Annotated in this window: 13 protein-coding genes and 1 pseudogene; 5 read left to right on the top strand and 9 right to left on the bottom strand. The window is 72.5% G+C overall.

Translation table 11 applies throughout. From position 1 onward, the window contains the following. Both ABZ923_RS34315 and ABZ923_RS34310 read right to left on the bottom strand, forming a co-directional pair. A pseudogene (locus ABZ923_RS34315) lies at positions 1 to 161 on the bottom strand (RNA polymerase sigma factor SigF); the annotation flags it as partial. 110 nt (positions 162 to 271) lie between these two features. Then, complete coding sequence (locus ABZ923_RS34310; RefSeq protein ID WP_361479894.1) at positions 272 to 2,017, bottom strand: M28 family peptidase; 1,746 nt, start codon at positions 2,015 to 2,017, stop codon at positions 272 to 274. Positions 2,018 to 2,248: 231 nt separating this feature from the next. On the opposite strand from ABZ923_RS34310, the gene ABZ923_RS34305 reads away from it, so the two are divergent. Together ABZ923_RS34305 and ABZ923_RS34300 are read left to right on the top strand one after the other, a co-directional pair. Continuing rightward, positions 2,249 to 3,280: a phosphatidylinositol-specific phospholipase C domain-containing protein gene (locus ABZ923_RS34305; protein WP_361479891.1), complete on the top strand. Its 1,032-nt coding sequence runs from the start codon at positions 2,249 to 2,251 to the stop codon at positions 3,278 to 3,280. Between the two features lie 35 nt (positions 3,281 to 3,315). Then, complete coding sequence (locus tag ABZ923_RS34300; protein WP_361479888.1) at positions 3,316 to 3,870, top strand: glycoside hydrolase family 25 protein; 555 nt, start codon at positions 3,316 to 3,318, stop codon at positions 3,868 to 3,870. 24 nt (positions 3,871 to 3,894) lie between these two features. Here ABZ923_RS34300 and ABZ923_RS34295 read toward each other — a convergent pair whose 3' ends face one another. Both ABZ923_RS34295 and ABZ923_RS34290 read right to left on the bottom strand, forming a co-directional pair. Then, entirely contained in the window at positions 3,895 to 4,572 is a 678-nt protein-coding gene (locus ABZ923_RS34295; RefSeq protein WP_361479885.1) for an NAD(P)-binding domain-containing protein, read from the bottom strand. A 98-nt stretch (positions 4,573 to 4,670) separates the two neighbouring features. Then, the gene (locus ABZ923_RS34290) at positions 4,671 to 5,363 is read right to left on the bottom strand and encodes a FadR/GntR family transcriptional regulator (protein ID WP_361479882.1); all 693 of its coding nucleotides are present in this window, start codon (positions 5,361 to 5,363) and stop codon (positions 4,671 to 4,673) included. A 195-nt stretch (positions 5,364 to 5,558) separates the two neighbouring features. On the opposite strand from ABZ923_RS34290, the gene ABZ923_RS34285 reads away from it, so the two are divergent. Next, positions 5,559 to 7,244, top strand: coding sequence for a 2-isopropylmalate synthase (locus tag ABZ923_RS34285; RefSeq protein WP_361479880.1), 1,686 nt, complete (start codon positions 5,559 to 5,561; stop codon positions 7,242 to 7,244). Continuing rightward, a complete protein-coding gene (locus ABZ923_RS34280) occupies positions 7,241 to 8,041 on the top strand; it encodes an ATP-binding cassette domain-containing protein (RefSeq protein WP_361479877.1) in 801 nt (266 codons plus the stop codon). The genes ABZ923_RS34285 and ABZ923_RS34280 overlap by 4 nt, the downstream gene beginning before the upstream one ends. Positions 8,042 to 8,098: 57 nt before the next feature. Here the strand turns inward: ABZ923_RS34280 and ABZ923_RS34275 are convergent, their stop codons facing one another. Next, the gene (locus tag ABZ923_RS34275) at positions 8,099 to 8,311 is read right to left on the bottom strand and encodes an EF-hand domain-containing protein (RefSeq protein ID WP_361479900.1); all 213 of its coding nucleotides are present in this window, start codon (positions 8,309 to 8,311) and stop codon (positions 8,099 to 8,101) included. Between the two features lie 150 nt (positions 8,312 to 8,461). Between ABZ923_RS34275 and ABZ923_RS34270 the strand changes: the two genes are divergently transcribed. Further along, on the top strand, positions 8,462 to 9,115 hold the full coding sequence (locus ABZ923_RS34270) for a GNAT family N-acetyltransferase (RefSeq protein ID WP_361479874.1): 654 nt from the start codon (positions 8,462 to 8,464) through the stop codon (positions 9,113 to 9,115). On the opposite strand, the gene ABZ923_RS34265 is transcribed toward ABZ923_RS34270, so the two are convergent. The 4 genes from ABZ923_RS34265 to ABZ923_RS34250 form a co-directional block, all read right to left on the bottom strand. Next, complete coding sequence (locus ABZ923_RS34265) at positions 9,082 to 10,263, bottom strand: hypothetical protein (RefSeq protein ID WP_361479871.1); 1,182 nt, start codon at positions 10,261 to 10,263, stop codon at positions 9,082 to 9,084. The genes ABZ923_RS34270 and ABZ923_RS34265 overlap by 34 nt on opposite strands. After that, complete coding sequence (locus ABZ923_RS34260; protein WP_361479868.1) at positions 10,263 to 11,054, bottom strand: polysaccharide deacetylase family protein; 792 nt, start codon at positions 11,052 to 11,054, stop codon at positions 10,263 to 10,265. The genes ABZ923_RS34265 and ABZ923_RS34260 overlap by 1 nt, the downstream gene beginning before the upstream one ends. 75 nt (positions 11,055 to 11,129) lie before the next feature. Next, positions 11,130 to 11,633, bottom strand: coding sequence for an ATP-binding protein (locus tag ABZ923_RS34255; RefSeq protein ID WP_053711786.1), 504 nt, complete (start codon positions 11,631 to 11,633; stop codon positions 11,130 to 11,132). A gap of 299 nt (positions 11,634 to 11,932) precedes the next feature. Next, the gene (locus ABZ923_RS34250) at positions 11,933 to 12,700 is read right to left on the bottom strand and encodes an enoyl-CoA hydratase-related protein (protein WP_361479865.1); all 768 of its coding nucleotides are present in this window, start codon (positions 12,698 to 12,700) and stop codon (positions 11,933 to 11,935) included. Positions 12,701 to 12,711: the final 11 nt, after the last annotated feature.

The raw sequence follows: 12,711 nt of genomic DNA, 5'->3' as shown, positions 1-12,711 counted from the left end.
CACTGGTACTCGGCCGTCCCCTCCTCCAGCACCGCCAGCCGGTCGAAGAACACCTTCGACAGCTCCCGCGCGTCCCTCGGCGCCACCTGAGAAGGATCCGCGATCTCCGGAACGTCCACGTCCACCCTCTGCTCCGCAGTCTGCGCGGTCGTCGTCGGCATCACGCGTCCCTCCCAGTCGATCGGCTAAGTCTCGCCGGTCCATTGTCCGGCAAGCCCGCGTCTACCCCGATCACCGGCCGGCATTCCCGCGAATGCCGGCCGGTGTGGGCTCAGCTCGTCGTCAGGGTGGCGTCGTCCACGACGAAGCTGGTCTGGAGGCTGGAGTCCTCGGTGGCGGTGAAGGTCAGCGTGATCTGCCGGCCGAGGTACTGGCTCAGGTCCAGGGTCCGCTCGGTGTACCCCGACGCCGCGTTGGCGTTGGAGTACGTCTGCTTCACGGTCCCGTCGACCTTGACCTGGAAGGTGTCGTACGCCGTCGTGCCCGACTCGGCGGTGTCGACGTGCAGCCAGTACCTCAGGGTCGCCTTGGTGCAGCCGGACGGGACGGTCACCGTCTGGCCGAGGGTGTCGGTGGCCGCGTAGCCGTAGCCCGCGAGCCAGGCGTACCGGGTGCCGGAGTGCGCGGACTGGCCGCTGAACGTGCCGATCGCACCGGTGTCACCCGTCCACGGGGACGTTCCGCTCTCGAAGCCGCCGTTGGAGATCACCTGGGAGGCCGTGCAGCCGCCCGCGCCCTTGACGGTGAGCGTGTACGTGGCGGTGTGGGTGGTGGTACCGGTGCCGGTGATGGTGAGCGGGTACGTGCCGGGCGGCACGGAGGAGCCGACGGAGACCGTCGCCGTGGACGAGGCGCCGGAGGTCACCGAGGCCGGGTTGAAGGAGACCGTGACGCCCGCCGGGGCGCCCGAGGCGGACAGGGTCACCGTCTGCGCCGAGCCGCTGGTGGTGGCCGTGGAGACGGTGGTGGTCAGCGAGGTGCCCGGGTCGGTGCTGCCGGTGGCGGGGCTCGCCGAGACCGAGAAGTCGTTCGTCGGGGCGGTGTCCGAGACCGCCTGCTTCCACAGCGTGTAGGCGACGCCGTCGGCGCTGCGGTTCAGCCCGGTGGCGTTGATGTTGGCCGTGGTGTCGCAGGAGGAGTGGTAGCAGCCGTCGTACGCGGCGCCTGCCGTACCGCCCCACTTGGCCGCCTGCGCCGAGGTCTTGCGGGCGCTCGCGCCCATGGCGTAGCCGGAGGTCGGGATGCCGTAGTTCTCGAAGGAGTAGTCGTCGGAACGGCCCGCGCCCTCGGTGTTCTCCTCGGGCTGGAGGTTCAGCGAGTCCCAGTACGCCTTCATCGGCGCGGCTGCGGCGGAGGTGATGTGGTTGATGAAGTAGCCGCCGTTGGGGGAGGCGACCATGTCGAAGTTGTAGTACGCCTTGATCGCCGTGCGTTGCGCGGAGGTCAGCGAACGGACGTAGAAGTCCGAGCCGTTGAGGCCCTGCTCCTCGTCCGTCCACCAGCCGAAGCGGATGCGCGCGGCCATCGACGGCTTGGTCTCGGCCAGTTTGAGCGCGACCTCCAGGAGGGAGGCGCTGCCGGAGCCGTTGTCGTTGATGCCGGGTCCGGCGGAGACGCTGTCCAGGTGTGAGCCGAACATGTACACCTTCGACGCGTCGCCCTGGGGCCACTCGGCGATCAGGTTGGGCCCTGCTCCGCTGGTGCACCCGGAGGTGCAGGCCTGCTCGGTGACGGTGTATCCGGCCGCCTGGAGCTTGCCCTTCACATGGGCGACCGAGTCGCGGTAGCCCTGGGTGGTGGACCGGCGGTTGCCGCCGTTGCGGCTCGCTATGGCGTTGAGTTCGGTGAGGTGCGCCTGCACCCGGGTGACGTCGATGTCGGGCGCGGCCAGGGCGGGGGCCGCCGCCGTGGTGTGGCCGCCGGAGGCCGCCTCGGCGCTCGCGGGCAGCAGTGTGAGGCCCGCGGCGGCCGTGGCCAGGGCGAGGCCGGTCAGGGAGAGTCTTCGTCTTAGCACCATGTCTCCTTGTGGGGTGGAGGAAACGGGAGGCGGGCGTCGGGCCTGGGTGGGCCGCGCCGCTTCACCCTGATGAGCATGCGCATGCCAAGCCTGGTTCAAGCCTCCGCGCGCAAGACCGGCCGGATCCCAAGTGCGCCGCCTGGTGCGCCATGTTGTCCCTGGGGCTACCGTACGGTAACCGCGTGGCCCTACGCTGCCGTCAACTCTGTGACGGCGAAGGGGAGTTCGGGGATGCGTGGATCGAGACGGCTGGCGGCGCTCGTGGGGGCCGCGGCTCTGCTGGCGGTGGCGCCGGGCAACGCACAGGCGGCGTCGCCGAAGTTCTCCGCGACGACGGCCATCGGCACGCACAACGCGTACGACAAGTCCAAGTACACGTACTTCGCGCAGGCGCTGGACTCCGGCGCCTCACTGCTGGAACTGGACGTCTACGCCGACACCCTCAGCCATCGCTGGCGGGTCAGCCACGGCAACCCGCTGGGCAACGACAACAACTGCGAGGCGGCGAAGACCCCCGGCGAGCTGTACAGCAAGAGCCGCAACCAGGACCTCGGCAGCTGCCTGGACAACATGGCCGCCTGGAACCAGCTCCACCCCGACCACCCGCCGATCCTGGTCAAGGTCGAGATGAAGGTCGGCTTCAACAACAACGCGGGCATGGGACCGGACGAGTTCGACACGCTCGTGGCGCAGAAACTGGGCGGCAGCGTCTACAAGCCGGCCGACCTGCTCGGCGGGACGTACCCCACGCTGGACGCGGCGGCGAAGGCGGACGCCTGGCCCGCCCGGGACTCCCTGCGGGGCAAGTTCGTCTTCGACCTGATCCCGGGCACGGTGGAGCAGTCCAACCCGTTCGACCACTACTGGACGGACGAGGAGTACGGCGACCACCTGCGCGACCTGCACGCGGCGGGGAACATCTCGGCGGCCCAGGCGTTCCCGGCCGTGCTCGGCGCGGCGAACGGCGATCCGCGCACCAGCCGCTACGACGCCTCGATCCGCCCCTGGTTCGTGTTCTTCGACGGTGACGCGGCCACGTACGTCAACAACGGCTACGACACCTCGTTCTACTCCGCGAACCACTACATCCTCATCGCCACGGGCGCCCACAGCGTGTCCCCGGCGATCTCCTCCACCAACCCGACGGACGCCGAAGTCGCCGCGCGGCTGGCCCTCCTGGCCAAGAACCACGCGAGCCTGATCACCTCGGACTGGTCGGCGAAGTCCGCGTCGGTGCTGAGTTCGGTGACCACCCGGAGCTGAGGTTCCGGACAGCGCTCACGGGGGACAACCCTCACATGCTGCATGGCATCGACGTGAGCGCCTACCAGTCCTCCTCCTACGGGACGGACGGCCTCTCCTTCGCCTTCGTCAAGGCGACGGAGGGCCGTTCGTACGTCAATCCCCGGCTGACCGCGCAGACGAAGACCGCCCGCGACGCCGGACTGGTCGTCGGCTTCTACCACTTCCTGTGGCCGGGCGACCTCACCGCCCAGGCCGAGTACTTCCTCCGCCACGCCCCGGACCGCGCCGGCGACATCCTCGCGGTCGACTGGGAGACCACGGGCGACGGGACGCACGCGAGCAACGCGGAGAAGGACCGCTTCCTGCGCAAGCTGAAGGAGTTACGGCCGCACAACCGGGTCGTGCTCTACTGCAACCGGCACTTCTGGCTCGACCTCGACACGACCTCCTATGCCGGGGACGGGCTGTGGATCGCGGACTACGTCACCGCGGGCAAGCCGCGCATCAAGGCGAAGTGGCGGTTCCACCAGTACACCAGCGAACCCCACGACAAGGACGTGGCGAACTTCGCCAGCAAGGCGGCGCTGAAGGAGTGGGCCACCCCGTAGGGGCCGGGCGGCGGGTCCCGGAGGTCAGCCCCGGAAGTCGGCCGGGCGTTCCGGGGAGGCCTCCGCGAGGGCCTTCTCCACGGCGGCCCTGCCGGCCTGGAGGCCGTAGACCGGGGTGCCGGGCTGCTGGCGCCAGGAGTCGGCGATGGTGCCGGCGTCGACCGTGTCGAAGCCCAGCTCGTCGATCAGGGCGCGGACGGTCCGCTTGGCGGCCTCGTCGTCGCCGGCGACCGGGAGGGCCATCCGGTCGGGGGCGCCCGCGGGGCGGTGCCGGTCCAGGATGTCCTGGGCGTAGGTGCCGTTGAAGGCCTTGATCACCGGGTGGCCGAGGTGCTGCTCGGTCCAGCGGCTCTCGGTGAGGCCCTCGTCCTCGATGGCCGCGATCCGGCCGTCCCGCTGCTGCGGGTAGTAGTTGCCGGTGTCGATCACCGCGACGCCCTCGGCCGCGCCGTCCAGCAGGCCCGCGGGCAGGGCCGGGACCGCCTTCAGCGGAACGGTGACGACCACCACCTCGGCGCCCTTGGCCGCGTCCTCGGCCCGGACCGCGGTGGCGCCGGTCTCCTCGGCCAGTTCCCGGAGCGTCTCGGGGCCGCGGGAGTTGGCGACGGAGACGTCGTGGCCGAGGGCGGTGAGCCGCCGGGTGAGGTTGCCGCCGATGTTTCCCGCGCCGATGATGCCGATCTTCATGACTGGCCTCCGCATATTTATGCGCGTGCATGCTTCTGTCGTCCCGGTCAACCGCACCGGGGCGGCGGCTATTCCGCACCGCCGCCGGACAGCCGGCCGCGCTCCCGCATCCGTCACTCCTGTCCACGCAAGCGTTCCAGCGTCTGCTCCAGCTCCGCCAGCAGGACGGCCGCCGCCCGGTCCGCGTCGCCCTCCGCGACGGCGTGGACCAGGGCGGCGTGGGTGTCGTCGCCGGTGTTCGCGTCCTCGTGCCGCAGCCGGGTGAGGTCCAGCAGGGCCACCAGGCCCTCGCGCAGGACGGGGACGAACTCGGCGAACAGGTCGGTGAGGACGGGGTTGTGGGCGGCGGCGACCACGGCCCCGTGCAGGGCGATGTCGGCCTCCACGAAACCGGCGTCGTCCCCCGCGGCGGCCGCGCGGCGGCCCTCCAGCGCGGTCCGCAGTGCCGTGACGTCCTCGGGGGTGCGCCGCTGCGCGGCCAGCCTGGCCGCCTGCACCTCGACGCCCGTGCGGACCTCGTAGACGTCGGTGACCGCGGCCCGGCGCAGCCGGGCCGGCCAGTCCTCGACGGGCTCGGTGGCGACGACGAAGACGCCGGCGCCGTGGCGGGGCCGGACCAGCCCGGCGCCGGCCAGCGCGCGCAGCGCCTCACGGAGGGTGGAGCGGCCGACGCCGAGTTCCGCGGCGAGGGTGGTCTCGCCGGGCAGCTTGGTGCCGACGGGCCAGTGGCCGGCGGCTATCTGCTCCCGCAGGCGCTGCGCGGCCTGTTCGACCAGCGGGCTGGGGCGGAGGGCACCGAGCGGCATCGAGATCACCAACTTGTCTGAGGAGTTCAGGGATTCCACTTGTCTGAGGAGCTGCGCTGTGACTAGCGTACCCGGCATGACACTCCGCGGTCTGCTCCTCCTCGGCTGCCGCGGCGGGGTTTGACGCGACCGGCGCCCCGCCGCGGGGCCCCGCGCTGCCGGTCACCGTCCGACCGAGCCGAGAGGCAGCCGACGATGACCACCCCCACTCCCGCCTGGAACCCGCAGCGGCCCAGCGGGATGCCGTACCACCGTTACCGCCCCTACCAGGACCGCGTGCACGTCCCCGCCGGCGACCGGCGCTGGCCCGACGCGCGTCTGGAACGCGCACCCCTCTGGGTGCCGGTCGACCTGCGCGACGGCAACCAGGCGCTCGCCGAGCCGATGGACACCCCCCGCAAGCGCCGCTTCTTCGACCTGCTGACCGCGGTGGGCTTCAAGGAGATCGAGGTCGGCTATCCCTCCGCGAGCCGCACGGACTTCGACTTCGTACGGCACCTCGCGCACGGCGGGGCGGTACCGGACGACGTGACACCCGTCGTCTTCACACCCGCCCGCGCCGACCTGATCGACCGGACCTTCGACGCGATCGAGGGCCTGCCGCGGGCCGTGGTCCACCTGTACATCGCCACCTCGCCGGTGTGGCGGGAGGTGGTGCTCGGCCGCGGCCGGGCCGAGGTGTGGCGGACCGTGCGGGATGCGGCGGAGCACATGGCCCGGCGGGCCGGTGACGCGCCCGGCGTCCGCTTCCAGTTCTCGCCGGAGACCTTCAACCTCACCGAGCCGGACTTCGTCCTCGAACTCTGTGACGGGCTGACCGCGCTGTGGGACGCGGCCCCGGACCGCCCGGTGACCCACAACCTCCCCGCGACGGTGGAGATCGCCACCCCGAACGTCTACGCCGACCAGATCGAGTACCTGCACCGGCACCTCGCCCGCCGGGGCTCCGTGATCCTCTCGGTGCACCCGCACAACGACCGCGGCACCGGCGTCGCCTGCGCCGAACTCGCCGTGCTGGCCGGCGCCCAGCGGGTGGAGGGCTGCCTGTTCGGCAACGGGGAGCGCACCGGCAACGTCGATCTGGTGACCCTCGCCCTCAACCTGTACGCCCAAGGGGTGGACCCGATGGTCGACCTCGGGGACGTCGACGCCGTACGGGAGACGGTGGAGCACTGCAACCGGCTGCCCGTCCACCCGCGGCACCCCTACGCGGGCGACCTGGTGTACACGGCGTTCTCGGGCACCCATCAGGACGCCATCGGCAAGGGGCTCGACCACCACGCCCGGCGCGCCCGGGAGTCGGGTGTGCCGGAGGCGGACGCGCCGTGGTCGGTGCCGTACCTGCCGATCGATCCGGCGGACGTCGGGCGGTCGTACGAGGCCGTGATCCGCGTCAACTCCCAGTCGGGCAAGGGCGGGGTGGCGTACCTGCTGCGCACGCACCACGGCATCGACCTGCCGCCGCGCATGCGGTCCGACTTCTCGGCGGTCGTGCAGGCGGCGACGGACGACAGCGGGCGGGAGGCGACGCCGAAGGAGCTGTACGAGCTGTTCCGGTCGACCTATCTGGCGGAAGGCGCGGTACGGCTGCACGCCTGGTCCGCGCACGAGCAGGCGCCCGGTGTGCACCGGTGCGTCTGCACGCTGGAGGCCGGGGACCGGGTCGGCGACCACGAGGGCACGGGCGCCGGTGCGCTGACCGCCTTCGTCGACGCGCTGGCCGGCGCCGGCGTCGCGGCCGACGTGCTGGACTTCACGGAGGACGGCACGGCGGCCTTCGCCGAGTGCCGGGTCGGCGGCGTCACGGCCTGGGGTGCGGGAACGGGCCCGTCGGCCGCCGTGCACGCGGTGCTGTCCGCGGTGAACCGGGCGATGCGGTGACGCGGGCGGCAGCCGAGGTGCTGCGCGCCGAGGACGTGCACGTCGTCCGGGACGGGCGGCCCCTGCTGCGGGAGGTCTCGCTGACCGTCCGGGCCGGTGAGCACTGGGCGCTGCTCGGGGCCAACGGCGCGGGCAAGTCCACGCTGCTCGGGCTGCTCGGCGCGGTGGTGCATCCGACGCGGGGCACCGTGGAGGTGCTCGGCCGGCGGCTGGGCCGGGTGGACCTGCGCGAACTGCGGGCGTTCGTCGGACACGTGAACCCGCGTCATCCGCTCACCTCGCCGCTGCGGGTGCGGGACGTGGTGCTCACCGGGCTGACGAACTCGGTCGAGCCGCTTCCCCGGTGGCGGCCCACCCGCGAGCAGACGGAGCGGGCCGAGGCGCTGCTGGCCACGCTGGGGCTGGACGCGCTCAGGGACGCCCGGTGGCCGACGCTCTCGCAGGGGCAGCGCGGCCGGACGCTGATCGCCCGCGCGCTGATGCCCGAGCCGCGGCTGCTGCTCCTGGACGAACCGGCGACCGGGCTCGACCTGCCCGGCCGGGAGCGGCTGCTCGCGGCCCTGGAGGAGCTGCGGACGGCACATCCCGCGCTGGCGACGGTGCTGGTCACCCACCACCTGGAGGAGCTGCCGGCGGGCACCACGCACGCCGTGCTGCTGCGCGAGGGACGGGTGCAGGCCTGCGGGCCGGTCGCGTCCGTGCTCACCGGCGACCAGGTCGGCCTGTGCTTCGGCCTGCCGCTGGTGCTGGAGCGGCAGGAGGGCCGCTGGAGCGTGCGGATCCGGCGCGCGCGGTGACGGTGCGACGAAGGGGGTGCCCGGGCCGTTCGGGCAGGCACCCCCTTCGTCATCGGGTCACTTGTTCAGGTAGGCCCAGAACTCGTCGAACGACAGCACCTTGTCGCCGTTGAGGTCGCGGGACTTGATGATGGCCTCCGCGACCGTCTCGGTGACGTTCCAGTCACCTGCCTGCGCCAGGGCGGACTTGAACTCCGCTGCGGTGATGAAACCGTCACCGTCCGCGTCGATCCGCTGGAACTGCTTGCGTGCTTCCTCGATGTCCGCCACCGATCCGCCCCTTTTGTTCGTGTTTCTCATGCCGTGCTGGCGTACTGACGCTGGTCAGATTAACGGCCCTCCGGACACCGGACCGCGGCGGCCACCCGCGAGGTCTGCGAGGCTGGGTCCTCCGGTGGGCGAGAGACTCGGGGAGCGGCCGTGGAGACCTTGCGGGACATTCTCGACGCGGCGGCGGCCGGCGTCTTCCCGGCGGCGGACGGCGGTACGACGGTCGTACCGCAGCCGTCCCCGCGGGACGCCGGGGTGATGTCGTTCACCGCGCACTCGGTGGTCTTCACCGACGAGGACCCGCGGTGGGTGCGCGAGGCCCTGCGCGGCACGGACTGCGACGCGCCGGCGGCGACGCTGAACCCGCGGTTCCTGACCGCCCTCATGGACCGGACCGGGCGCCGCAGCGAGACGGTGGACGCGGTGCTGGTGGCCGGCCCGCTGCCGGGTGAGCCGCCGCTGCCGCTGCGTGAGATCACGGACCCCGGCCACCCCCGGATCGCCTACGCACGCGGGCGCCGCGACGAGGTGCGGGCCTGGACCGCCGAGGGCGGGGTGCTGGTCATGGGGCGCGGGGTCGCCGGGCGGCTGGAGGTGTCGGTCGAGGTGGACGAGGGGGTACGGCACCGGGGGCTCGGGCGGCTGCTGGTGACCGCGGCCCGGCAGCTCGCCGCGGAGCCGCTGTGGGCGCAGGTCGCCCCGGGGAACGCCCGCAGCATGCGGGCGTTCCAGGCGGCCGGCTACCGTCCGGTCGGCGCGGAGCTGCTGCTTCAGCGGAAGATGCCGGTGTGCCCCAGTGAGTAGCGGCCCGGCTGGGGGTAGACGGCGAGGCCGTGGGGGCCGCTGCCGACCTTGATGCGGGCCAGCTGGGCGCCGGTGCGGGTGTCGATGGCGTACACCTCGGCGTTGTAGCGGCCGGAGAGCCACAGGACCTTGCCGTCGGCGGAGACTCCGCCCATGTCGGGGCTGCCGCCGCCGGGCAGGTGCCACTTCTTGGTGAGCCGGTTCCGGGTGAAGTCGAAGACGGAGATGGTGCCCTCGCCGCGGTTGGAGACGTACATCTCGCGGGAGTCGCGGCTGACGTAGAGGCCGTGGGCGCCCTTGCCGGTGGCCAGGAACCGGGGCGGGGTGAAGCGGTCCCCGTCGAGGATCCACAGCCCGTGGGCCATCATGTCGGCGACGTAGAACAGCTTGCCGTCCGGGGAGACCTTGACGTCCTGCGGCATGGCGCCGCGCAGCGGCAGCTTCTCCTGGGCGACGACCTTCATCCGCGCCGTGTCGACCTTGAGCAGCTCGCCGCTGAACTCGCAGGAGACGATGAAGTAGCGGCCGTCGACGGAGAAGTCGGCGTGGTTCACGCCGTAGCAGGTGACGGGGACGGTCTTGACGACCTTCATGGTGTGCGCGTCCCGGAAGACCAGCTCGCGGTCCATGGAGGCCATGACGACCGCGTACCTGCCGTCGGGCGTGAAGTACAGGTTGTACGGGTCGTGCACGGCGACCGGCTTGCCGGCCCGGCCGGTGCGCGGGTCGATGGGGGTGAGGCTGTTGCCGAGGTCGTTGTTGACCCACAGGGTCTTCAGGTCCCAGGACGGTACGACGTGCTGGGGCTGGCGGCCCACCGGGATGGTCTCGACGACCTTGCGGGTCGCGGGGTCGATGACGGTGACGGTGTCGGAGTTGGTGTTGGGCACGTACACCCGGGAGGGGAAGTCCCGGACCACGGGCGAGAGCCGGCCCGGCCGGTCGGCGGCGTACAGGTCGGCCGGGTCCTCGACCGGGGGCATCCCGGGCAGCACGTTCACCCGCGGCTTGTTCACCCGCGGCGGGACCGGGGCCTTGCTGCCGAGGGCCTCGCTCTCGTGGTCCCCGCCGCCGCACGCGGAGAGCAGCGTCAGGGCGGTGAGGGCGGCACCGGCGGCCAGCAGGCGGGCGGCTTTCGTGGTTCGCATCAGCTCAGCAGCTCCGTGGTGGTGACCGCGCGCAGTCCGCGGCGGCCGAGTTCGGTCAGGACGTCGGGGAGGGCGGCGACCGTGTCCGGGTAGCCGAAGTGCAGGCTCACCACCGATCCGTTGCGCACGCCGGCGAGGACCTCCCGGGTGACGGCGGCGGCGCCGGGGCGGGTGTAGTCGAGCGAGTCGACGTCGTACGACAGCACGTGCGGGTAGCCGGCGGCGCGGGCCAGCCGGACCACGAGCGGGGAGGCGGCCGGGGCGCGGGAGGGGCGGAACCAGGTGCCGATGGAGCCGGTGAGCCGCTTGAGCCGCTCGGCGCAGTCGGTGATCTCCCGGCGGGCCGCCGCCTCGGCCAGGGTGTTGACGCCGATGTGCCGCTGGGTGTGGTTGCCGAGGTCGTGGCCGCCGTCGAGGATGCGGCGGGCGAGGTCCGGGTGTTCGTCCAGCCAGGTGCCGACGGCGAGCACGGTGAGCCGGGCGCCGTGCCGCTCGGCCGTGGTGAGCAGGGAGCGGGCGAGGGCGGGGTCGCCCTGGCCGTGGAAGGTGAGGGCCACCTGGGGGCGGCTGCGCGGGCCGTGGGTGATCTGGGCGGGGTGGCCCGGGTAGCCGCGGGGGGCGGGAGCCGCGGAGGGGTGGACGGAGGGGAAGGTCGGGGACGTGGGGGCCGGAGCGCGGGGCGGGGCGGCGGCCCGTCCGGTACCGCACCCGGCGGCGAGCGCACCGCCGGCCACGAGCGCGGTGCCGGCGCGCAGCACATCTCGGCGGGGGGTGGAGGTCACCCGCACCATTTAAGGATGGGTTGGCAGGAAAATGGGCGATTAGCCCGCTTCGGGGCGACTTCGGGTCGCCGGGCCCGGATCCGGCTACCGGTCCGCGACCCGCATCTCGAACCAGGTCGTCTTGCCGCGCGGCAGCAGGTCGACGCCCCAGCGGTCGGAGAGCTTGTCCACCAGGAACAGCCCGCGTCCGCTGACGTCGAGTTCCTGGACCGGCATCAGGCAGGGCAGCCCGCGCGAGGGGTCGCGGACCTCCACCCGGATCCAGCCGGTGCGGCGGCGCATCCGCAGGCCGAAGACCCGGGCGCCGGTGTGCCGCACGGCGTTGCCGACCAGTTCCGACACGAGCAGGACCGCGTCCTCCGCCAGCTTGGGGCTGAGCCGCCAGGTGCGCAGGACGACGACCTGGGCGAGCCGGCGGGCGGTGGCGGCGGATTCGGGGCGGGACGGCAGCGGTACCTCCGCCTCCGTCGGGTTGCCGAACAGTTCGATCGCCTTGAGCGCCTGTTCGTCCTCGACCGCCGGCGACCAGCGCGCCGCGGCTGCACGGCTGTGTCCCCGCGGCTGTTCGATGCCCTCCAGCCCCGCCATGCCCCCATGATGGCCGTCCGCAGCCGGCTTGGGGGCCGTTCCGGAGGAATACGCCCCCCGCACGCCCCCCTTCCGCGCTCGTCGCTCGGCATATGCCGTCGGCATGACGGTGTTCGACGCAGCCCGGTTGACCTGCGCGGACGGCTCGCTTCCGGGCAAGCGCCAGGCTCCCTCGACAAGGCAGGCTTAAGGTTGCCTTAAGGCTTCCATAAACCGCCCCATCGAGGGACCCGTGGGGGACGACGCGTCAACTGACCGCCGCCCGGCGGGAGTCGGCGGGGTGTGCGCGCCGTTGACGGTCAGACGAACTTGGCCTTGCCCGGCCCCTCCTCCACGAAGCTGCGCATGCCCCGCTCGCGGTCCTCGGTCGCGAACAGACCCGCGAACCAGTTGCGTTCGACGGCGAGCCCGGTGTCGATGTCGGCCTCCAGACCGGTGTCGACCGACTCCTTGGCCGCGCGCAGCGCGAGCGCCGGGCCCTGGGCGAGCCTCGCGGCCCAGGCGTGCGCCTGCTCGTACACCTCGGCGGCCGGGACGACCCGGTCCACCAGGCCGATGGCGAGGGCCTCGTCGGCCTTGACCTGCCGGCCGGTGAAGATCAGGTCCTTGGCCTTGGAGGGACCGATCAGCCGAGGCAGCCGCTGGGTGCCGCCGGCGCCCGGGATCAGCCCCAGCAGGATCTCGGGCTGGCCGAGCTTGGCGTTGTCGGCGGCGATGCGGTAGTCGGCGCACAGGGCCAGCTCGCAGCCGCCGCCGAGCGCGTAGCCGGTGACGGCGGCGACGACCGGCTTGGGGATGCGGGCCACGGCGGTGAAGGCGTCCTGCAGGCCACGGGAGCGCCGGACCATCGCGGGATGGTCCATGTTCTGCATCTCCTTGATGTCCGCGCCCGCCGCGAACACCCGCTCGCCGCCGTAGATCACCACGGCGCGCACGTCGTCGCGGTGCGTGGCCTCCTCGGCGAGTTCCTTCAGCCGGTCCTGGGTGGCGATGTCCAGCGCGTTCATCGGCGGCCGGTCCAGACGCAGGGTGCCGACGCCTTCGGCGACTTCCAGAGTGACGGTCATGCAGGTCAGGT

The organism is Streptomyces sp. NPDC046881 (genome assembly GCF_040645015.1).
In the GTDB taxonomy this organism is placed as follows: Bacteria; Actinomycetota; Actinomycetes; order Streptomycetales; family Streptomycetaceae; genus Streptomyces.
This window is presented reverse-complemented; position numbering and strand designations above follow the sequence as displayed.

Excerpts from the sequence above, each read along its gene's own strand:
- ABZ923_RS34295 (WP_361479885.1), bottom strand. The coding sequence starts at position 4,572 with ATGCGGAGGCCAGTCATGAAGATCGGCATCATCGGCGCGGGAAACATC.
- ABZ923_RS34255 (WP_053711786.1), bottom strand. The coding sequence starts at position 11,633 with ATGGCGGGGCTGGAGGGCATCGAACAGCCGCGGGGACACAGCCGTGCA.
- ABZ923_RS34250 (WP_361479865.1), bottom strand. The coding sequence starts at position 12,700 with ATGACCGTCACTCTGGAAGTCGCCGAAGGCGTCGGCACCCTGCGTCTG.
- ABZ923_RS34305 (WP_361479891.1), top strand. The coding sequence starts at position 2,249 with ATGCGTGGATCGAGACGGCTGGCGGCGCTCGTGGGGGCCGCGGCTCTG.
- ABZ923_RS34265 (WP_361479871.1), bottom strand. The coding sequence starts at position 10,263 with ATGCGAACCACGAAAGCCGCCCGCCTGCTGGCCGCCGGTGCCGCCCTC.
- ABZ923_RS34290 (WP_361479882.1), bottom strand. The coding sequence starts at position 5,363 with ATGCCGCTCGGTGCCCTCCGCCCCAGCCCGCTGGTCGAACAGGCCGCG.
- ABZ923_RS34310 (WP_361479894.1), bottom strand. The coding sequence starts at position 2,017 with ATGGTGCTAAGACGAAGACTCTCCCTGACCGGCCTCGCCCTGGCCACG.
- ABZ923_RS34300 (WP_361479888.1), top strand. The coding sequence starts at position 3,316 with ATGCTGCATGGCATCGACGTGAGCGCCTACCAGTCCTCCTCCTACGGG.
- ABZ923_RS34260 (WP_361479868.1), bottom strand. The coding sequence starts at position 11,054 with ATGGTGCGGGTGACCTCCACCCCCCGCCGAGATGTGCTGCGCGCCGGC.
- ABZ923_RS34285 (WP_361479880.1), top strand. The coding sequence starts at position 5,559 with ATGACCACCCCCACTCCCGCCTGGAACCCGCAGCGGCCCAGCGGGATG.